The 19464-nt window shown below is 72.6% G+C and carries 16 protein-coding genes, 1 tRNA gene and 2 pseudogenes; 8 read left to right on the top strand and 11 right to left on the bottom strand.

Going from position 1 to position 19464, the window contains the following annotated elements; genetic code table 11:
* Window positions 1-20 precede the first annotated feature (20 nt).
* Window positions 21-1850, top strand: coding sequence for a prolyl oligopeptidase family serine peptidase (locus tag ACFV6X_RS09385; RefSeq protein ID WP_385379971.1), 1830 nt, complete (start codon window positions 21-23; stop codon window positions 1848-1850).
* Between the two features lie 136 nt (window positions 1851-1986).
* On the opposite strand, the gene ACFV6X_RS09380 is transcribed toward ACFV6X_RS09385, so the two are convergent.
* Window positions 1987-3909: an NAD-binding protein gene (locus ACFV6X_RS09380; protein ID WP_385380464.1), complete on the bottom strand. Its 1923-nt coding sequence runs from the start codon at window positions 3907-3909 to the stop codon at window positions 1987-1989.
* Between the two features lie 159 nt (window positions 3910-4068).
* Between ACFV6X_RS09380 and ACFV6X_RS09375 the strand changes: the two genes are divergently transcribed.
* The 6 genes from ACFV6X_RS09375 to ACFV6X_RS09350 all read left to right on the top strand — a co-directional run bounded on the left by ACFV6X_RS09375 (window position 4069) and on the right by ACFV6X_RS09350 (window position 8035).
* Entirely contained in the window at window positions 4069-5124 is a 1056-nt protein-coding gene (locus ACFV6X_RS09375; RefSeq protein WP_385379969.1) for a permease, read from the top strand.
* Window positions 5121-5822, top strand: a complete 702-nt coding sequence (locus ACFV6X_RS09370; protein WP_385379967.1) for a TIGR03943 family putative permease subunit — start codon at window positions 5121-5123, stop codon at window positions 5820-5822. The genes ACFV6X_RS09375 and ACFV6X_RS09370 overlap by 4 nt, the downstream gene beginning before the upstream one ends.
* Before the next feature lie 137 nt (window positions 5823-5959).
* The gene (locus tag ACFV6X_RS09365; protein WP_385379964.1) at window positions 5960-6376 is read left to right on the top strand and encodes a hypothetical protein; all 417 of its coding nucleotides are present in this window, start codon (window positions 5960-5962) and stop codon (window positions 6374-6376) included.
* A 102-nt stretch (window positions 6377-6478) separates the two neighbouring features.
* Window positions 6479-6667 (top strand): ferredoxin, encoded by a 189-nt coding sequence (locus ACFV6X_RS09360; RefSeq protein ID WP_365456923.1) that lies wholly within the window; start codon window positions 6479-6481, stop codon window positions 6665-6667.
* An 18-nt stretch (window positions 6668-6685) separates the two neighbouring features.
* Window positions 6686-7618, top strand: a complete 933-nt coding sequence (locus tag ACFV6X_RS09355) for an FkbM family methyltransferase (RefSeq protein WP_385379961.1) — start codon at window positions 6686-6688, stop codon at window positions 7616-7618.
* A gap of 60 nt (window positions 7619-7678) precedes the next feature.
* A complete protein-coding gene (locus ACFV6X_RS09350; protein ID WP_385379958.1) occupies window positions 7679-8035 on the top strand; it encodes a VOC family protein in 357 nt (118 codons plus the stop codon).
* A gap of 206 nt (window positions 8036-8241) precedes the next feature.
* Here the strand turns inward: ACFV6X_RS09350 and ACFV6X_RS09345 are convergent, their stop codons facing one another.
* The 10 genes and pseudogenes from ACFV6X_RS09345 to ACFV6X_RS09300 form a co-directional block, all read right to left on the bottom strand.
* Window positions 8242-9018 (bottom strand): glycosyltransferase family 2 protein, encoded by a 777-nt coding sequence (locus ACFV6X_RS09345; protein ID WP_385379955.1) that lies wholly within the window; start codon window positions 9016-9018, stop codon window positions 8242-8244.
* A complete protein-coding gene (locus tag ACFV6X_RS09340; RefSeq protein WP_385379953.1) occupies window positions 9015-9803 on the bottom strand; it encodes a GntR family transcriptional regulator in 789 nt (262 codons plus the stop codon). Before ACFV6X_RS09340 ends, ACFV6X_RS09345 begins: the two co-directional genes overlap by 4 nt.
* Window positions 9804-10104: 301 nt before the next feature.
* Window positions 10105-14082 (bottom strand): NACHT and WD repeat domain-containing protein, encoded by a 3978-nt coding sequence (locus ACFV6X_RS09335; protein ID WP_385379950.1) that lies wholly within the window; start codon window positions 14080-14082, stop codon window positions 10105-10107.
* A gap of 635 nt (window positions 14083-14717) precedes the next feature.
* Window positions 14718-15270, bottom strand: a pseudogene (locus ACFV6X_RS09330) (hypothetical protein).
* Window positions 15271-15617: 347 nt separating this feature from the next.
* Window positions 15618-16043 carry a PIN domain-containing protein gene (locus tag ACFV6X_RS09325; protein ID WP_385379947.1) on the bottom strand — a complete coding sequence of 142 codons (426 nt, stop codon included), beginning with the start codon at window positions 16041-16043 and terminating at the stop codon, window positions 15618-15620.
* Window positions 16040-16318 carry a CopG family transcriptional regulator gene (locus tag ACFV6X_RS09320; protein WP_385379945.1) on the bottom strand — a complete coding sequence of 93 codons (279 nt, stop codon included), beginning with the start codon at window positions 16316-16318 and terminating at the stop codon, window positions 16040-16042. The genes ACFV6X_RS09325 and ACFV6X_RS09320 overlap by 4 nt, the downstream gene beginning before the upstream one ends.
* A 63-nt stretch (window positions 16319-16381) precedes the next feature.
* Window positions 16382-16720: pseudogene (locus ACFV6X_RS09315) on the bottom strand (HNH endonuclease); the annotation flags it as partial.
* Window positions 16721-16919: 199 nt separating this feature from the next.
* Window positions 16920-16993: transfer RNA gene (locus ACFV6X_RS09310), tRNA-Pro, on the bottom strand.
* A 32-nt stretch (window positions 16994-17025) separates the two neighbouring features.
* Window positions 17026-17820, bottom strand: coding sequence for a Pr6Pr family membrane protein (locus ACFV6X_RS09305; RefSeq protein WP_385379942.1), 795 nt, complete (start codon window positions 17818-17820; stop codon window positions 17026-17028).
* Window positions 17821-17935: 115 nt separating this feature from the next.
* The gene (locus ACFV6X_RS09300) at window positions 17936-18862 is read right to left on the bottom strand and encodes a metallophosphoesterase (RefSeq protein WP_385379940.1); all 927 of its coding nucleotides are present in this window, start codon (window positions 18860-18862) and stop codon (window positions 17936-17938) included.
* Window positions 18863-18956: 94 nt separating this feature from the next.
* On the opposite strand from ACFV6X_RS09300, the gene ACFV6X_RS09295 reads away from it, so the two are divergent.
* Complete coding sequence (locus ACFV6X_RS09295) at window positions 18957-19421, top strand: GatB/YqeY domain-containing protein (RefSeq protein ID WP_365458823.1); 465 nt, start codon at window positions 18957-18959, stop codon at window positions 19419-19421.
* Window positions 19422-19464: the final 43 nt, after the last annotated feature.

The raw sequence follows: 19464 nt of genomic DNA, 5'->3' as shown, positions 1-19464 counted from the left end.
GGGGCGGGCAGTATGGGGTCATGACTGAGAGCAACGGGTCCCCCTCGCCCGAGCGGCGCGAGGCCATGCCGAACTGGGAGAAGCGCTTCCGGGCGCCGCGGGTGTCACTGCCCGACTGGGCGGAGGACGCCCCCGACCACTCCCTGTTCGTGTCCAACGCGACGGGGACGTACGAGCTGTACGCCTGGGATCGTGCGACGGGTGAGCAGCGCCAGGTGACGAACCGGCCGAACGGCACGACGGACGGCCTGCTCTCCCCGGACGGCGGGTGGATCTGGTGGTTCGACGACAAGGACGGCGACGAGTTCGGCGTGTGGCGCCGCCAGCCCTTCACGGGCGGGGAGGACGAGCTGGCCGTCCCGGGCCTCGACCCGTCCTACCCCGCAGGCCTCGCGCTCGGCCGGGACGGGCGGACGGCGGTGGTGGGACGGTCCACCGACGAGGACGGTACGACCATCCATCTCGCGCGCGTGGGCGAGGCGCCGGTGGAGATCTACCGGCACCGTGAGTCGGCGGGTGTGGGCGACCTCTCCCGCGACGGATCGCTGATCGCCGTCGAGCACACCGAGCACGGCGACGCCATGCACTCCGCGCTGCGCGTGCTGCGCCCCGACGGCACGCCGGTCGCCGAGCTCGACGACACCAAGGGCGGCACGGTCGAGCTGGGCCTTGAGGTGCTGGGCTTCGCGCCGGTCGACGGGGACACCCGGCTGCTCATCGGGCACCAGCGGCGCGGTCGCTGGGAGCCGCTGGTGTGGGACGTCGCCACGGGCGAGGAGACGGACCTGGCGCTGGACCTGCCGGGGGACGTGAGCGCCGAGTGGTATCCGGACGGCTCGGGCCTGCTGATCGGGCACAGCCGCGAGGCGCGCGGCGAGCTCTTCCGCTACGACCTGGGCACGCGCGAGCTGGTGAAGGTCCCCACCCCGACCGGCACGGTCTCGGGGGCGACGGCCCGGCCGGACGGCAGCGTGGAGTACCTGTGGTCGTCGGCGGCACAGCCGTCGTCCGTGCGCTCCACGGCGGGCGGCGTGGTGCTCGACCCGCCGGGCATGAAGTCGCCCGGCTCGGTGCCGGTGGAGGACGTGTGGGTGGAGGGGCCCGGGGGCCGGATCCACGCACTTGTGCAGAAGCCGGCGGGGGCCAGTGGGCCGCTGCCGACCGTCTTCGACATCCACGGCGGCCCGACCTGGCACGACAGTGACTCGTTCGCGGCGGGCCCGGCGGCCTGGGTCGACCACGGGTACGCGGTCGTCCGGGTCAACTACCGCGGTTCGACGGGCTACGGGCGGGCCTGGACGGACGCCCTGAGGCACCGGGTCGGCCTGATCGAGCTGGAGGACATCGCGGCGGTCCGGGAGTGGGCGATCAGCTCGGGGCTGGCGGATCCGGAGCGGCTGATCCTGACCGGCGGCTCCTGGGGCGGCTACCTCACGCTCCTCGGCCTCGGCGTCCAGCCCGACGCGTGGACGATGGGCATCGCCGCGGTCCCGGTGGCGGACTACGTCACCGCGTACCACGACGAGATGGAGGCCCTGAAGGCCATGGACCGCACGCTGCTCGGCGGCACCCCGGAGGAGGTCCCGGAGCGCTTCGAGGCGTCCTCGCCGCTGACCTACGTCGACCAGGTCAAGGCGCCGGTCTACATCTCCGCCGGCGTCAACGACCCGCGCTGCCCCATCCGCCAGATCGAGAACTACGTCAAGCGCCTCCAGGCACGTGACGCGGTCCACGAGGTCTACCGCTACGACGCGGGGCACGGCTCCCTGGTCGTCGACGAGCGCATCAAGCAGGTACGGCTGGAACTGGACTTCGCGGAGCGCCACCTCAAGGCGTCCACGGGGAACTGACGGCACCCCCGCCACACTTCGCCTCCCGGGCCCGGCAACCCCGGCGTCCGCCCGGCGGGCACCGGGAGCCGAACGGCCCGGGAGGCGAACGGCACGAAGGCCCCGCACGTCCGGGCCCGCCGGCTCCCGGCCGCGCTCACGCCCCCGTCCGCTCCCGGCGTCTGCGGCCGAGGAGTTCCGCGAGGCCGCGGCGGGTGGCTGCCAGGACCACGCGGTCCTCGGCGCGCAGCACATAGGTGGGCGGCAGATCCCACAGGAGGTCCGAGGCCGTCTGTCGGCCCGCGGGCGCCGGGCTCGCCGCGAGGTCGGCGCGGCGCTCTCCCGGGGCCGCCGTGTCCAGGGCCAGCACCCGCCAGGAACCGGCCCGGAAGGCGTCGGCCACCGTCTTGCCCTCCAGCTGCCGGATGCCCCGCACGGGCACGGCCGCGAACAGCAGCACCCGCCGCTCCACGGGGATCGCCCCCAGCACCTGCCGCCCCATCATCGCCCCGGCGAACGACGGCGCCGCGAGATGCGTGACGCTGCGGCTGCGGGTGAGCGCCCGGGGGTGCGCGGCGCGCAGCGTGCGGTAGACGGCGGCGGCGAAGTCGTCGTCGAAGAGGCGGAGCACGACCCGGAGGTCGGGCCGGACGGACCGGGCGTAGAGGACGGCCTCCAGGTTGGTCGTGTCGACGCTGGTCAGCGCGAGCAGCGTGTGGGCGCGATGGACCTTCGCGGCCTCCAGGACGCCCTCCTGCGTGACGTCCCCGAGCACCACCGGCACCCGCAGCCGCCGGGCCGTCGCCATCCCCCGCGCCTCGGGGTCGGCCTCGACGCAGACCACCGGGATGTGCAGTTCCCGCAGCCGGGTCAGCACCCGCGTGCCGATCTTGCCGAGGCCGAGCAGGACGACATGCCCACTGAGCCCACGCGGCGGCCTGCGCAGCGTGGACGCGCTGCGGAAGGTGCCGAGGGCCTCCAGCACGGCGGCCAGCAGCACCGGCAGCAGCAGTAACCCGACCACGGCGGAGAGGAGTTGGAGGATCTGCCGCCCGAGGGAGTCGTTGGTGGCGGGATCGTCGATACCGAGGATGTCGAGCAGCGTGAGGTAGGTGGCGTGCAGCGGATGGTCGTCGGTGACCACGGTCAGCGCGATCGCCAGCGCCACCACGGCGCCCACCAGACCGGCCAGCGACCAGCGCAGCCGCCGGGAGAACAGGGAGGAGATAGGCGGGACGACACCGACCGCGCGCCCGGCGGACCGGGGCGAGCCGGCGTACGACACCTGTTCCAGCACGACCGTGCCGCGCCCGGTGGCCGCCGCCACCTCCTCCTCGTCCGGCAGCAGCCGGGGACCGCGCTCGCCGCTGCTCTCCGACCCGTCGGCGCCCGCCGGGTCGCTGCTCGTCGCCGACAGCAGCGCCAGCGTGCACAGCCCCGGATCGGCTACCTGCCCGGGCGCCGGTGGTGTGCGTTCCACCGCGCGCAGCAGCAGCCCGTCGGTCTGTACGACCTTGCTGGTGCCGACGAGGGCGGTCGCGGCCAGCGCGGGCGCGGCGGTGTCGGCGTCGGACAGCACGGTGGTGGAGGCGTCGAAGCCGGTGCCCGTCCCGTCCGGGTCGCCGGTCGCCAACGCGGCCGCCTGGTCGAGGAGTTCCTCGATGTGCTGGCCCAGCCGCCGGTTGTAGAGGCGCAGGACGATGCGCAGCCGGGGGTTGAGACGGCGTGCGGTGAGCGCGGCGCGGATGTTCGTCTCGTCGTCGTCGTACACGAGCGCCAGCGCGGTCGCCCGCTCCACGCCCGCTTCGGCGAGCACGGCCTCGGACGGCTCGGCGGCCTCCACCAGCCGCACGCCGCCCGTGCTGTCGCCGTTCATCAGGGCGCCGTTGCCCGCGGCCCGGCCGGCCGCGTTCACCATCCGGTCGAGCAGCGCCGCCGACGCGGCCCGGGCCCGCCCCACGACCGGCTGCGGCACGGGGCGTTCGGAGGGCGGCGCGACGAGGGTCACCTGCTCCTCGTACACACCCCTGAGTTCGGCCGCGAGCCGGTGCGCGAGCCCGTCGTCGCCGCACACCACCATGTGCGCGGGCGCGTCGCCCGGCCGGCCTTGATTCGGAACGCTCGCCACGAGGGGAAAGACTGCCTCAACAAGACCGATGGTTCCAGCAACGGATTGAACGCCCGTTCCAAATCGGCCGTATCGAAGGGGAGCCACCCCGCGCAACGGAGGACCCCACCCGTGGCCGTCACCGTCCCTGAGCCACCACCCCCGTCTCCGTCCCGGTCGGCGCCCCCGGCGTCCCCGCCGTCCCCGACGCCGCCCGCCGCCCCCGGCAGGGACGACGGCTGGCACCTCAGCTCCCCCCTGGTCCTCACCGTCACCCTGCTCCTCCTGTTGCTCGCCCAGGCCCCGATCCGCCGCGCGCTGTCCGCGCCGGTGATGCAGAGCTGGACAACGGTGTTCGTCGCGGTGGTCGTGCAGGCACTGCCGTTCCTGGTGCTCGGGGTGCTGCTGTCGGCGGCCGTCGCCGTGTTCGTACCGGCGTCCGTCTTCGCCCGCGCGCTGCCGGCCCGGACCGCCGCGGCGGTACCGGTGGCGGGACTGGCCGGAGCGGTCGTCCCTGGCTGCGAGTGCGCGTCGGTGCCGGTGGCGGGGGCGCTGATCCGCCGGGGAGTCGCCCCGGCTGCCGCCCTGGCGTTCCTGCTCGCCGCGCCCGCGATCAACCCGATCGTGCTGACCGCGACGGCGGTGGCCTTCCCCGGGAGACCCGAGATGGTGCTGGCCCGGTTCGTCGCGAGTCTGGCCGTGGCGTGCGCGATGGGGTGGCTGTGGCAGCGGCTCGGCCGCGCCGAGTGGCTGCGCCCGCCGGCGCGTCCGTCGTACGAGGGGCAGGGCAGGGGAGCGGCGTTCTGGGGGTCGGTGCGGCACGACGTGATGCACGCGGGTGGGTTCCTGGTGATCGGCGCGATGGCGGCCGCGACGCTGAAGGCGGTCGTGCCCGAGGGGTGGCTGCGGGCGGCGGCGGGCAACCCGGTGGTGGCGGTGCTGGCGCTGGCCGTGCTCGCCGTGCTGCTGTCGATCTGCTCGGAGGCGGACGCGTTCGTGGCGGCGTCGCTGACGCAGTTCTCGCCGACGGCGCGGCTGGCGTTCCTGGTGGTCGGGCCGATGGTCGATCTGAAGCTGTTCGCCATGCAGGCGGGCACGTTCGGCCGCGGCTTCGCCCTCCGCTTCGCACCGGCGACCTTCGCCGTCGCCGGCGGGGTGTCCGCGCTGACCGGGGCGGTGCTGCTGTGAACCGGCACACGCAGGTGGCCGTGCTGTGCCTGCTCGGCGTGTCACTGTTGCACGCCGGGGCCACGGATCTGTCGCTGCGCTACGTCAAGGCGGGGCTACGGCCGTTGCTGCTGGTGGCGGGGGTGGTGCTGGTCGCGGCGGCGGTGGCGACGGTCTGGTACGAGCGCCGGCGACCGGTGGCCGTTCCCCACCATGAACCGCGCGTCGCCTGGCTGCTGCTCCTGCCGGTCCTCGCGCTGATCCTCATCGCCCCGCCCGCCCTCGGCTCGTACAGCGCGATGCGCACCGGCACGGCGTTGCAACGGCCCCCCGCCTACGCCCCGCTGCCTTCCGGCGACCCCGTCCGCCTCGGTGTCACCGACTACGCCGGCCGGGCGGCGTACGACGACGGCCGCACCCTGCGCGAACGCAGGGTCCGGATCACGGGGTTCGTGGCGCTGGACCGGGCCGGCACCCCGTACCTGGTCCGCATGGCTCTCAACTGCTGTGCCGCCGACGCCCAGCCGGTGAAGGTCGGGCTGGTCGGGCGCGTCCCGCCGGTGCTGCAACCGGACACCTGGCTGGAGGTCACCGGCACCTACACCCCGAAGCGGACCCGCGACCCGGTGGGCGGCGGCCCCATCCCGTTCATCGAGGTCACGGCCGCCGAGCCGGTACGGGCGCCCGCAGACCCGTACGACGAGAGCTGGAACAACTGAGAGGACCGACCCCTCGGCCTCCCTGGCGAACTGACGAGCCGTCAGCTATGGTCCGATCTGCCGTTCCGAAGGGGTGATGTCCAGTGCCGTCACGTCCCCAGAGTCCGCAGCCGACGGGCGCTCCACGCTGGGTCGCGATGTTCTACGAGCCCTCCTCCGCGTCCTGGCGGGTCGGTGCGGAGTCGCCGTACCGGGTCCCCGTGCAGTACGCCATGGGGGAGATGACCCAGACCCTGCGGGCCCGCGGCCAGGATCCGGTCATGGCCCTGTGGGGCCCGAAGGACGGCGCCTGGCAGCGGATCGACGCGTCCGCCGCCACGGAGGCCGCCCCCGCCCCCGCGCCCGAGCCGCCCCCCGCGAGCCCCGCTCAGCCCTCCAAGCTCATCGAGCGCCTGACCGACCGCCGCCACCAGGTGCTCCTCGCCGCGCTGAACCGCGCCGGGCTGTACGACCTCGCCCCGGACGACGAGGCGGCCGTGCGGGCGGTCGTGGACCAGCTCGACGAGACGACCGTCCGCCGGGTCGCCCACTGGCTCGCTCTCGCCGCCGACTAGGCGCCGCCGGTTCGGTGGTGGGCCCGACGGGCAGGGAAAGGGACGTAGGTGTCGGTTCCGATCCGCCCGCGGGCCCCCGGGCCCAGGGCGTCTGGAGTGGGAATGAAGCTCTCCGTCGACCCCGAGCGCTGCTACGGCTCCGGCGACTGTGCGTACCGGGTTCCGTCCGTCTTCACGGTGGTGGACGGCTGCGGCGCGGTCGTCCCGGGGCGTGAGGACAGCGGAGGCGAGCCCGAGGTCCGGGAGGCCGTCGAGGGCTGCCCGTCCCAGGCCATCACGGTCACCGAATAGGGCCGGGGCCCGCACCGGATGAGCCGTTCCCGCACTGCGGCCACGGAAGCCCTGATCACCCTCGGCAGCCGGTACGTACGGCACGCTCCCGGCACCCTCGGCAAGGCGGCCCTCGCCGCGCGCGTGCTGAACCCGTATCTGCGGGACCACCCGCGCCGGCGTGTCGTCGAGACGCGCTCGGGCGCCCGTTTCGCGGTCGACACCGAGGACCTGATCCAGCGGTACCTCTACCTCTTCGGAGCCTGGGAACCCCATCTGACCGGCTGGCTGCGCAGCCGCCTCGGACCCGGTGACGGCTTCGTCGACGTCGGCGCGAACATAGGGGTCTTCAGCGTCATGGCCGCCCGACTCGTCGGGCCCACGGGCCGGGTCGTGGCCGTCGAGGCGTCCCCCGCCTGTCACCGGCGCCTGGAGCGGCACGTTCGGCTCAACGGCTGCCGCACGGTCCGGGCCGTCAACGCCGCCGCGTCCGACCGCCGCGGAAAGCTGACCTTCACCCTCGCCAGCTCGCGCAACACCGGCGCGAACAGCATCGTCCCGTACGACGGTCCCGCCGAGGCGGTCTTCGAGGTCGACGCCGCACCGCTTCCCGACCTGCTCGCCCCGGGCGAGCTGGAACACGCCCGGGTGATCAAGATAGACGTCGAGGGGGCGGAGGGAGCCGTCGTGCGGGGCCTCGCGCCCCTGCTGCGCAGGCTGCGGCCCGATGCCGAGATCACGATCGAGGTGACGCCCGCGCGGATGGCCGCACTCGGGGACTCCGTCGAGGAGTTGCTGGAGACCATGGCCGGGGCCGGCTTCCACGTCTACCGGCTGGCCAACGACTACGACCCCGCGAGCTATCCGCCCGCGGTCGGCGGACCCCGCCGGGTGCCCCTGCGGTGGCGGGCCCCGGTCACCGGTGAGAGCGACCTGGTCTTTTCGCGCACGGACGCCGAGGCGCTGCCCTGACATCCGCCCACATCCGACGGGCACTCAGTAAGGTGCGAAACGGATGAAAGGGGACCCATCGTGGCCATCAGGACCGTTTACGCCGTCATTCCCGTCGCCGACTTCGAAGCGGCCCGCGCCTGGTACGAGCGCTTGTGGGGGCGCCCGGCCGACCGCGACCCCATGAGTGGCCTGGCGGAATGGGAGGTCATCGACGGCGGCGCGATCCAGCTGCTCCTCGAACCCGACCGTGCGGGGTCCGCCATGCTGACGCTGGCCGTCGAAGACGTCGCCGACGAGGTCCGGCTCGCCGCGGAACGGGGCCTGGACCTGGGGACCGTCCAGGAGACCCCCGGCGGCCGCTATCGCATCGCCGCGGTCAACGACCCGGCGGGAAACGTCGTCACCATCGCCCAGGAGATCGGCCGACCCGCCTGACGGGCTCCTGGACCCGGCCCATGGCCCGGTCGCCGCGCCCGGCGTCCATTTCCGGCGCATGGCCCGGTCGTCGTGCCCGGTCGTTCTCCTCAGCGCATCGCCCGGCCGTCGCGCCGGTTCCTTCACTCAGCGCATCCTGCGGGCATCGTGACCTGCCCTTCTCGGCCCCGCCCCTATGACACCCCGCCCGTGCGCGGACCCCGCCCCTACGACACCCCGTTCGCCGGGTACCCCCAGCCGAACTCCGCCAGTGCCAGCGCCCGGGCCTCCGCCACCGCCATGCGTGCCGCCCGCTCGTCCGGGTCGACGTGCGGGGCCTGGCCCGTCGCCTGGCCCTCCCACTTGCGGTAGAGAAGCCCCACCTCCGCCGAGAACCACCCCCGGCTCACCGCGTTCAGCGCCAGCAGCAGCCCCGTGTCCTCGGACGCGGGCAGCGCCATCCAGCCGCCGAGGGCCACCAGCAGGTCCCGGCGTACGAAGAGGGACGCCGGGTGGACCTGGGCGCGGAAGTCGTTCGCCTTCCAGAAGCCGAGCACTTCGCCCCGCTCGATCGGCCCGTCCGGCGGATCGCCCGGGAAGCCGGCCGTCGAGCCGTCCGGCCACAGGTCCAGCACCCGTGACGTCACCCATCCGATCGCCGGGTCGGCCTCCAGCGCCGCCAGATCGCGGGCCAGCACACCCGGCGCCAGCTGGTCGTCGGCGTCCAGGACCTTCACGTACTCGCCCTTGGCCCGCGCCAGCGCGATCGTGCGCGCCACCCCGGGCCCGCCGCGCCGACCTTGACGGAACGTCACCCGCTCGTCCTCGGGCACATACGGAAGGACGTCCTCCGACCCGCCGTCCTCCTGGATCACCCAGTGCCACTCCCAGCCCTGCGGCAGCCGCTGCTCGCACAGCGACTTGTAGGCGTCGGGCAGGAAGCGGGCCGACGGCGGGTGCACGGCGGTGACGACGACCACGTGCCGGGTCACGGAGGCGCTCACCACCTCTCCAGGATCGTGGTGAAGAGCAGTTCGGTCCGGTCGCCCGGCAGCGTGACGTCGGTGATGTCCACCACCCGGCCTTCGATGTCGTACGACGTCTTGTGCAGCAGGATCACCGAGGTCCCCGGCGGCAGATCCAGCTCGGCGGCCTCCTCGGGGGCCGGCGGACGGGCCGTGAAGCGTTCCTCGACGCGGTCCACCTCGATGCCGACGGTGTGCAGCTGGTGCTGGGTGCCGCCGGGCCAGGGCTCGTTGCTCTCGTCCAGGAGGGCGGGGTTCGCGGCGATCACGTCGCGGACCAGGTAGGACGTGACGAGGCTGAAGGGCGCGGTCTCCGCCGCGCACCTGGTGCGGTACGTGCGCTCCAGCAGGACCGTGCGCTCGGGGACGCCGAACCCCTCCGCCAGCTCCGTGGACGCCTTGACCTCGCGGTAGCTCGCGTGGAAGATCAAGTCCTGGGGGTCCAGCCCGGTTTCACGTTCCGTCGCGCCGGTCGCCGCCCGCTGGCGCAACGGCTGGCGGGCGCGGTCCTTCTCCCACTGGTGGCGTCTGTTGTCGCGGACCGCGAGCGTGCGGGGGCGGCGGACGAAGTTGCCGAGGCCGTGCCGCTTGTCGATGAGGCCTTCCTCGCTCAGCAGCCGCAGCGCGCTCTGGATCGTCGGCACACTGCGCCGGTACCGCTCGGCGAGCTCCGTCTCGGCCGGCAGCCGGTCGCCGGGCCTGCGTTCGCCCTCGCGGATGGACCGGCGGATGTCGTCCGCGATCACTTCGTACGCCTTCGGCACATGCGTCAGCGTACGGCTCCTGAAGAGGTCTTGCTGACCTGGATCGGCCGTATGGCTCGGGCACAGGGGGAAATAGGGAGCGGGATTGCCGAAATCGGAGTCGTCGTGCCCGCAATGCGCTCGGGCCGCTGCGCCGTATCGAAGAATGCCGTGCGATTTCACGCGGCGGCGCCGGGACACGAAAACGCCCGACCGCTGGCGACGGGGGATGCACCAGCGATCGGGCTGTGGCCAAGACTAACAAGGCGGATGGCGACGCGGGACCCGACCGATGAGGTGCGTCGTGGCGCTGTGACGCGGATCACTCCCGGCAGGGTGGTTCGTAGGACAACCGTGGCAGGTATTCGTGCCATTTCTCGGGCGTCAGCACACCCCGTGTGGTCGAACAGATGTGCTTCACGGCGTCGTCCACGTTCAGGTCCCACAGCCGTACGGTCCCGGCGCCGCTCGACACCCCGAGCAGACGGCTGTTGGGGCTGAAGGAGAGGAAGTTGCCGGTCTTTGCGTTGGGGCTGAGCGACTGCCCGATGGGCGTGGCGGTGGACGGGCGGCCGACGTCCCAGAGGCGGACCGTGTCGTCGTTGCCGCCGCTGGCCAGCGTGCGCCCGTCCCGGCGGAACGTCAGGGACACCACCGCCTCGGTGTGGCCGCTGAGGGGGGACCCGAGCTGCTGGGCCTTCAGCGGGTCGCCGACGCCCCAGAGCCCCACCGTGTTGTCGTCGCTGCCGCTGGCCAGCGTCCGGCCGTCGGGGCTGTAGGCGAGCGTGTTGACGGGGCCGAGGTGGCCCCGCAGCGCGGCGCCGAGCTGGGTGACGGGGCGCGGGCCGGAGACGTCCCACAGGCGGATGGTGGTGTCGGCGCTGCCGCTGGCGAGGGTGCGGCCGTCGGGGCTGAAGGTGAGGGCGTTGACGTAGCCGGTGTGGCCGGTCAGCGGATCGCCCAGGCGGCGGGGTTCGGACGGGTCGGCGATGTTCCAGAGCTGGATGGTGCGGTCGTCGTAGGCGGTGGCGAGGGTGCGCCCGTCGGGGCTGTAGGCCAGCGCCTCGGGGCCGGCGTACCGGGTGCGCAGCCGCAGAGGCGGGCCGTAGGCGACGGGCCTGGCCGGGTCGGTGACGTTCCACAGCTGCACCGTGCGGCTGCCGGTCAGCACCACGAGGGTGCGTCCGTCGGGGGCGAACACCACGGTGCGGACGTCGCCTTCGACGGGCAGGAACGGCTTGCCCAGCAGCACCGGCCGCCGGGGCGTCCGGACGTCCCACAGTCGGATCCGCTGGTCGCGCGCCGCCGTGGCGAGCATCCGCCCGTCCGGGCGGAACACCCCGATCCGCCCGAGCATGTCCGAGGTCGGTATCGACCACAGACGGACCTTGTTGTCGCCGGTGCCGGTGGCGAGGGTGCGGCCGTCGGGGCTGAAGCCGAGGGCGTACATCTCGCCGCTGCTGCCCGCGAGCGGCTCGCCGACCTGGGACGGGAACGCCGGATTGCTGACGTCCCACAGGCTCGCCGTGCTGTCCGCGCTGGCGACGGCGAGCAGTGAGCTGTCCGGGGTGAACGCCACCGACCACACGGGCCCGGTGTGCCCGGTGAGCGGCGCACCGAGCGGCGCCGCGTCCCCTGTGTCGGTCACGTCCCACAGCTGGACGGTGTCGTCGGCGCTGCCGCTGGCGAGGCTGCGGCCGTCGGGGCTGAAGGCGACGGAGTGGACGAGGGCCCGGTGGCCGGTCAGCGGGTCGCCGAGCCGCTCGGGACGACGCCGGTCGGTCATGTCCCACAGCCGCACCGTGGTGTCGTCGCCGCCCGAGGCCAGGGTCCGGCCGTCGGGGCTGAAGGCGACCGAGCGTACGGCGGCGGTGTGGCCGGTGAGGGGGCCGAGCGGGCTCGGCCGGCCCGGGTCGGCCACGTTCCACAGCCGTACGACGCGGTCCTCGGTCGCGGCGGCGAGCGTACGGCCGTCCGGGCTGAACACGAGCAGGTAGACCGTGCCGTCGTGGCCGGTGAGCGGCGCGCCGAGCGGGCGCGGGTGACGGGGGTCGCGGATGTCCCACAGCCGGATCGTGCCGTCGTCCGAGGCGCTGGCGAGCGTGCGGCCGTCCGGGCTGAAGACGGCGGTGCTCACCCAGCTCGTGTGGGCGTCCAGGGGCTTGCCCAGGGGCTTGGGGCGCTGCGGGTCCGCCACGTCCCACAGGCGGACCGTGCGGTCGTAGCTCGCGGTGGCCAGCAGCTTGCCGTCGGGGCTGAACGTCGTGAGGTAGACGGCGCCGGTGTGGCCGAGCAGCGGGGTGGCCAGCGGCGCGTTGACGATCGAGACCAGCCGGTTCGTGGTGCCCTCGTCGTCGGGGCGCAGCCGGTGGGCGACCAGGTCGAGTTGGGCGGACAGCGACGGGTCCGTGTACTGCACGCGGTCGGCCTCGGCGAGCACCTGCTCGAACACCGCGTCGTCCCGCTGCTGCCACGCCACCACCGCCGACCCGACCGCCAGCACCGCGAGCGCGACCAGCGCCGCCACCGCGCCCCGGCTTATCCACACGGTGCGCCGGCGCAGCCGGGCGGAGGCGGCCAGGAAGTCGACCGCGCTGCGGGTCAGGAAGGTGTCACCGGCCGACTGTGCCCAGGTGCGGGCGTGCTCCAGCCGTGAACCCCGGTACAGCAGGGAGGTGTCGCGCTGGGTCGTCTCCCAGGCCCGGCTGTCCTCCTCCAGCCGCTGGCGCAGCAGGTTGCCGCCCCGGTCCTCGTCGATCCAGTCGCGCAGCCGCGGCCAGGCGTGCAGCAGCGCCTCGTGGGTGATCTCCACGGTCTCCGCGTCCAGCGTCACCAGCCGGGCGCGGACCAGTTCCTCGAGGGACTCCTCCGTCTTGCCGGGGTCCGTCGACTCCTCCGCGAGCTGCCGCCGCGTGCCCCGCCGCCGGGTCGCCTGAGTGTCCTCGCCGAGCCGGACCAGCCGTAGGAGCAGCAGCCGCGCGGCCGTACGCGCGGCCGGGTCCAGCCTGGACCAGGCCCGCTCGGCGGTCGCCGCCACCGCCCCCTGGATGCCGCCCGCCGCGCGGTACCCGGCCAGCGTCAGGCGGCCCCCCTTGCGCCGCTGCCAGGTGGCGAGCAGGGCGTGCGACAGCAGCGGCAGCGCGCCCGCGTCATGTGCCCCGCGCGGCCCGTCGGAGCTGACCTCACGGACGATCAGTTCCGCCAGCCCCGGCTCCAGTTCCAGCCCCACGGCCTTGGCGGGGCCGGTCACCGCCTCGCGCAGCTCGGCGGTGGTGAGGGGCCCGAGCACCATGTGCCGGTGCTGAAGTGCGTCGGCCAGTTCGGGGTAGGACAGGCACTGCTCGTAGAAGTCGGCGCGGACGCCGAGCACGACGAGGACGGGCGCCGGTTCCCCGGGCCTCGCGGGGGAGGCCGCGTCGTGCAGGAGCTGGATGAACGTACGCCGGCCGGTCTCGTCGGAGCAGAGGGTGAAGGTCTCCTCGAACTGGTCGACGATGACCACCGGCCGGGTCCCGCCCGGCGCCCACGCGGCGAGGGCCGCCCGTACGGCGTCCGCGAACCCGGGGGTTCCGGGCTCCTGCGCCGTGGTGACCGGCGCGAGTTCGGGTATGCGGCAGGTCAGCTCCCCCAGCGGGTCGGCCCCCGGCACCAGTTGCACCACCTCCCGGCCCGCACCGCTGCGAAGAGCGGGCACCAGACCGGCGTTCAGCAGCGAGGACTTCCCGGCCCCGGAGGCGCCGACGAGCATCACCGGACCGCCCGTGCGCTCCGCGGCGCGCAGTTGGGCGGCAAGGGCGTCCGTGCTCCGTTCCCGCCCGAAGAACCACCGCGCGTCCTCCTGACGGTAGGAGGCCAGCCCGCGGTACGGGCACACCCCGCCCGGCACGCCCGGCGCCCCGTCGGCGGTCGCCCCGTCGTCCTCGTCCGGGTCCCTCGCCCCGCCTGCCGTACGCTCGGCGATGGGATCGGCCACCGCGCGCTCCCACAGGCGCTGCCACTGGCCCATGTCGTACAGTCCGGGGGAGACCGGCACGGGCCGCTCCCGCCGGGCGTGCGGGATCAGCACCTGCAACACGGCGGCGAGCGCGGCGAAGTGAGCCGGTACGTTCTTCGCGCGGCGCCAGTCGCTGATCCGCTGCGCGGAGACCCGTACGGGGCGGCCCCGTTCGTCCACCCGCCTCAGTCGGGCGACGGCCTCGGACACGCTCTTCAGGGGAGGGTTGCCGGCCTCCTTGTACAGCAGCGCGAGACGTTCCGCGAAGGCTGTGCGTGCCCCTGAGTCCGAGCCCAAGGTCTCCACCCCTTCCTTCCGCCTCACCTGGCCATCCGGACCGGAAAACTCACTTTATACGGCTGACCTGCGCAGAAGCCGCTGTCCGGGCGCCGGAACCTCCTCGTCGCGGGCCCCGAATGGCAGGATCACGACCAGGCAGGGCACCACCCGCACGCCGCCCAGGCAGGTCATCAGCTCAGTGCTCGAAGAGGCACCTCAAGTCGCCGTCTGTTCTGGGACAACTTTCGCGAAGTCACCGGACGGCGGCGACGGTCTCGACAGGTGAGCCTGAGTTCCACTGCGCGCGTCGTTCGGCACCGGTCTCCACGTGGGGAGGGACCGGTGCCGAACGACGTTGCTCAACGCTGCTCGAGGTCGCGTCCGGGCTCGAGATCATGTCCGGCTCCTACCCAAGCCGCCCCGCAGGAACGCCTCCGGGGCGGCTCGCGTGGCCGTAACGACGCTCCTCCTTTCCCACCTGGCGGCAACCCATTTCACCGGAACTCCTACTTCCGCCGGAATTCCTGACCATGCGTTTCCGGCCCGTCATCGCGTCGACGGCGGCGATCCCGGCGACGTTCGTGGTGGGCCGCCTGATCACATTGCCGAGGAGGCCGGCGGCGCGCGGAACATGACGGCCCGAGCCGTCGACGCAGGGCTGGTCAACGGGTGTACCGCTGCCCCAGCAGCCGCGCCTGCTCCGCCTTCAGCCGCGTGAACTCCGACCGCGCGTACTCGGCGATCTCCTCACCGGGGAACGGCACCACCGAAAGGTGCTGGTCGTAGGTTGCCCTGCGCCCACCGGGCGGCCGTGATCTCGTAGCCCGAGACATGCGCGCACAGTTGCAGCAGCAGCGGCGGCATCTCGGGTTCGCTCAGGAGATCGGCGTGCTTGACGACGAGGTCGCGCATGGACCGGATGTTCGGCAGGAAAACGGTGGTGACCCACAGCCGCCACTCGGCGAGCTCCTCCTCGCTGGGCGGCGTCTCATGGACGAAGGGCGACCTGCCGTCAGGACGGGCGTTGCGCTGCATGAACGCGGCGAAGGTACGACCGCTGGCCTCAGTGAGCGCGAACAGGGGCCCGTAGAAGTCACTGAGCTGCCGATTCACCCGAGCGAGCCGCTCCTGCCGCTGTGCCAGCCGCAGGCCGTTGAGATAGGTGACGGCATACCCGACGAAGGCCAGCCCGACCGTGACGACCACTGCGATCATGGGCGCTGATGCTAGGTCAGGGGGCTGTTGTCGGGTAGGCCCGCGGTGACTGTGCGGCCTCCGTGGCCATCTGGACCGCCCTGGGCCGAGGCGCAGGTTGCTCGATGCGTCTCTGGTTGCACATTTGGATACCACTTGCATAAGCGAGCGCGCCGTGGGTGCCCTGCCGAACTTCGCTTCGGCGGCGTAGCGGCGGCCCCCGTTCCCGGCGTTCGATTGGCGTATGGAGGCGGAAACAGATCACCAGGTTGGCCGGCAGGGAGGTGAACTCCACGTCCTTCTCCCGGATGTACTGGTCCCGGGCTGGTGCCATCCCAGCTGTGGGCCCTTGAGGGGCGCGGGTCGGGTCACACCTTCTTGACGACGATCGTGTCCGGGACCAGCTTCTCCAGGTCGTCGACGTCCGAGGTGAAGACGGTGACCTGTCCCTTCTGCTGTCGCGCGATCACGGCGAGCACGGCGTCGATCGCGTGCTTGTGGCCTTGCAACTTGGCGTCGGCCAGGAGCCGGCGTGCCTGGCGGGCTTCGTCCTTCCCGATGTCGACGACCTGGAGCCTGGACAGTACCCAGTCCCAGCGCTGTTCGGTCGTTCTGCCGTCGTACGCCTCGACCAATGTCATCGGCGACGTCACCACTTCGGCCTCCCCTCGCGCCGCGAGGTCGAGCCAGGCGATCATCCTCCGATCACCGCGCACGGCCAGGGAGAGAGCTTCACAGTCCAGGACGAAGACACGGAGCGGCCTCTGCCTGTGCTCACCGACTCGCTTCTTCACGCAGCCTCTCCGGCGTTGCGTTGTCCGGAGGCGCGGCGCCGCTCGTGTTCGGCGTCCAGATCCTCCAACTCGTCGAGCGCTGCCACACGCTCGTCCTCAGTCACGGGGCCGTGTTCTTCCTGCAGCCAGTCGACCAGTTCCAGGAGCCGGTCCCGGTCGCGCTTGGAGCGCAGCGCCTCGGCGACGTAGGCCGACAGGCCCCGCTCTGCCGCGTCCGCGCGGATCTCGTCCAGGAGGTCCTCGGGGATGGTCACGGTTACCTTTTTCGTCGCCATACAAGAGACCATACTCTTGGTGTCGTTCTCCTTACCAGTGGGGCGCGGTCGGCGATGCGACGGTCAGGCGGCCGTGGCAGGGCGTGGGCTGCCGTGGAAGACCTGGCTGGTGTGCCAGGAGCGGTGGGTCGCGGCGATGGGGTGGGCGCCCGGTCGAGGTCCGATGAGTGGTCGGTCAGCGAGCGCGATGACGTGGTCGCGGGCGGCGGTACTGTGGCCGACGAAGCGCTGGGATACCAGAATGCGGTGGCCCTCGCCGACACCGAGGACGCCCTTGTCGAAGAGCTTGTGGTGCAGCGAGCACAGGCACAGTCCGTTGTCGACGTCGTCCGGGCCGTCGAACGCCCACCAGCGCACATGCGCGGCCTCCAGCCCGACCGGCTGGCGGCCCGCACGGGTATCACCGGTCAGCTACGAGCCCGGGATTCGCGAATGTGCAGGTCATCGGGCGCGCGGGCGCCGCTGTTCCTGCGGCACTGGAGACTGCTCCTGGGAGAACCCGACCAAGATCTTCTCCCAGATTTCTCGCAAACGATCTCCAGGAACCACTCAGGGGCCTGACCCGCACTGCGGATCAGGCCCCTGACCTGGTACTTCACTGTCGGGGTGGCGGGATTTGAACCCACGACCTCTTCGTCCCGAACGAAGCGCGCTGCCAAGCTGCGCTACACCCCGATGTCGCTGCTGTCGCGGCGACGACGTTTACTTTAGCCCACTGGTGGCTGGAGACGAAATCCGGTTTTGCCGTGGTGGCGGACGGGGTTCGGACGGGCGTGGTCGAGGGCGACCACGAGGACGGCCAGCGCGTAGATGGACAGGCCCAGGAGGAGGGCGTTGCCCAGGACGCTCCTGTAACCGTGCTGGTCGACGTCGAGGAAGGGGTAGAGATAGTGGCCCGGCGTGCTGGGGAGCAGGTACTCGCCCCGGATGAAGGAGAAGGCCAGGTAGGCCATGGGGTACAGCAGCCAGGTGCTGGCCTGGCGGAGGTGCAGGCGGCCGGGGGGCGTGAGGAGCAGCCAATCCAGGACGGCCGCGATCGGGACCGCCGTGTGGAGCACGTGATCGGCGATCGTCTGGAGCAGCGCCGACGTCGTGGTACCTGTCATCGTGCTGGTCATCGCGTAGGTGCTCGACGCAGTCGCCAGGAGCAGGTGATGGACCAGGGCCGTGACCACGACGTACAGGAGTGCCGCGCCCGTCAGTGAGGAGCGCAGCGGGCGACGGGCCGTCCATGCCCGGCGGGCCGAGGCGACGAGCACCAGGGCCAGCAGGATGCTGCTCTGGATCGTGAAGTGGCTCAGCACGCGCGGCGGGCTCCCGAGAACCAGGAAGATCGCCACCCCGGCCGCCGCCGTCGCCGCGGTGAGGAGGCGGAAGGCGGCGATCAGGGGGCGGCGTACGGGGGGTACCACCGCCGTGGCGGGGACCGGCGGGGGCAGCAGCGCGGGGATGCCGGGGATCGCGGGGAGGTCCGGGATGTCCCTGGGTATCGGGGCGGTCATGCCCTCACGCTAGGCATGTAGGGCAAATGGGGCATCACGGGTGGGCTGTGCGGGTGACGCCGAAGCCCTGCCCGGCCTCGCCGACAGCGAGGCTGACCTGGCGCTCTCCGTGGGGCTACTCGCGCCCCGCCAACGTCAGCAACGTCGCCTCCGGCGGACACGCGAACCGCACCGGCGTGTACCGGTTCGCCCCGCATCCCGCCGACACGTGCATGTACGACGTCCGGCCCTCGGACGTGTGCGTCGACAGGCCCTTCACCCGCTCCGTGTCCAGGTCGCAGTTGGTGACCAGGGCGCCGTAGAACGGGATGCACAGCTGGCCGCCGTGGGTGTGGCCGGCCAGGATCAGGGGGTAGCCGTCCGCCGTGAAGGCGTCCAGGCAGCGCAGGTACGGCGCGTGCGCCACGCCCATCGAGAAGTCCGCGTCGGCCGACGGACCGCCCGCCACCTGCACGTAGCGGTCCCGCTTGATGTGCGGGTCGTCCACGCCGGTCATCTCCACCGTGGCACCGTCGATCTTGAACATGCCCCGCGTGTTCGTGAGGTTCAGCCAGCCCGCCGCGTCGAAACCGTCCCGCAGGTCCTCCCACGGGTTGTGGACGACGCCGACCGCGGGCGCGTTGCCGTTCAGCCCGTGCCGGCCCTGGGCCTTCTCGAACAGGTAGCGGGCGGGGTTGCGCAGCTTGGGGCCGTAGTAGTCGTTGGAGCCGAAGACGTACGCGCCCGGGAACTCCATCAGGGGGCCCAGCGCGTCCAGCACCTCCGGCACGCCCTGCGGGTCGGAGAGGTTGTCGCCGGTGTTGATCACGAAGTCGGGGCGCAGGCCGGCCAGCGAGCGAAGCCAGCGCTGCTTCTTGCGCTGGCCGCTGACCATGTGGATGTCGGAGACGTGCAGCACGCGCAACGGGTGCATGCCCGCGGGCAGCACGGGGACGGTCACCCGTCGCAGGCGGAAGGAACGGGCCTCGAACCCGGCCGAGTAGAGGAGACCGGCGGCCGCGACCGCCGTGATGCCGAGGGGTACTCCGTATCGCGCGCGCATACGACCATCGTGTCAGACCCCGTCGGGACCCCGCGTCCGACCGCCCCTTAAATCAACGGGCGTCCGGCTGTGCACACCTGCGACAATCGACGTCATGACCACGCTCAAGTCGAAGCTGCAGGAAGACCTCAACGCCGCGATCAAGGAGCGCGACGAGCTCCGCTCCTCGACGCTCCGGCTGACGCTCGCCGCGATCCAGAAGGAGGAGGTCGCGGGCAAGGAGAAGCGTCAGCTCTCCGACGACGAGGTCCTGAAGGTGATCACCAAGGAGGCGAAGAAGCGGCGCGAGGCCGCGGACGCCTTCGCCCAGGGTGGTCGTGCCGAGTCGGCCGAGCGGGAGAAGGCGGAGGGTGAGGTGCTCGCCACCTACCTGCCCCGGCAGATGTCCGACGAGGAGCTGAACGCGATCGTCGCCCAGGCCGTCGAGGAGGCCAAGGCGGCCGGCGCGGAGGGGCCGCGGGCCATGGGCGCGGTCATGAAGATCGTGAACCCCAAGGTCGCCGGCCAGGCGGAGGGCGGCCGTGTCGCGGCGGCCGTGAAGAAGATCCTCGCGGGCTGAGCCCGGCTCCCGGTACGGCGATGGGGGCGCCCCTCCTGAAAGG

Origin of the sequence: Streptomyces sp. NPDC059861 (assembly GCF_042731435.1) — a bacterium.
Classification (GTDB): domain Bacteria; phylum Actinomycetota; class Actinomycetes; order Streptomycetales; family Streptomycetaceae; genus Streptomyces.
Note: the sequence above shows the minus strand (reverse complement) of the source record. Positions and strands in the feature narration are given on the sequence as shown.

What these genes read in the sequence shown, in the direction of transcription:
- ACFV6X_RS09385 (WP_385379971.1), top strand. Translation starts at nt 21, where the DNA reads ATGACTGAGAGCAACGGGTCCCCCTCGCCCGAGCGGCGCGAGGCCATG.
- ACFV6X_RS09380 (WP_385380464.1), bottom strand. Translation starts at nt 3,909, where the DNA reads ATGGTGGTGTGCGGCGACGACGGGCTCGCGCACCGGCTCGCGGCCGAA.
- ACFV6X_RS09365 (WP_385379964.1), top strand. Translation starts at nt 5,960, where the DNA reads ATGTTCTACGAGCCCTCCTCCGCGTCCTGGCGGGTCGGTGCGGAGTCG.
- ACFV6X_RS09360 (WP_365456923.1), top strand. Translation starts at nt 6,479, where the DNA reads ATGAAGCTCTCCGTCGACCCCGAGCGCTGCTACGGCTCCGGCGACTGT.
- ACFV6X_RS09355 (WP_385379961.1), top strand. Translation starts at nt 6,686, where the DNA reads ATGAGCCGTTCCCGCACTGCGGCCACGGAAGCCCTGATCACCCTCGGC.
- ACFV6X_RS09320 (WP_385379945.1), bottom strand. Translation starts at nt 16,318, where the DNA reads ATGGCGACGAAAAAGGTAACCGTGACCATCCCCGAGGACCTCCTGGAC.
- ACFV6X_RS09305 (WP_385379942.1), bottom strand. Translation starts at nt 17,820, where the DNA reads ATGACCGCCCCGATACCCAGGGACATCCCGGACCTCCCCGCGATCCCC.
- ACFV6X_RS09300 (WP_385379940.1), bottom strand. Translation starts at nt 18,862, where the DNA reads ATGCGCGCGCGATACGGAGTACCCCTCGGCATCACGGCGGTCGCGGCC.
- ACFV6X_RS09295 (WP_365458823.1), top strand. Translation starts at nt 18,957, where the DNA reads ATGACCACGCTCAAGTCGAAGCTGCAGGAAGACCTCAACGCCGCGATC.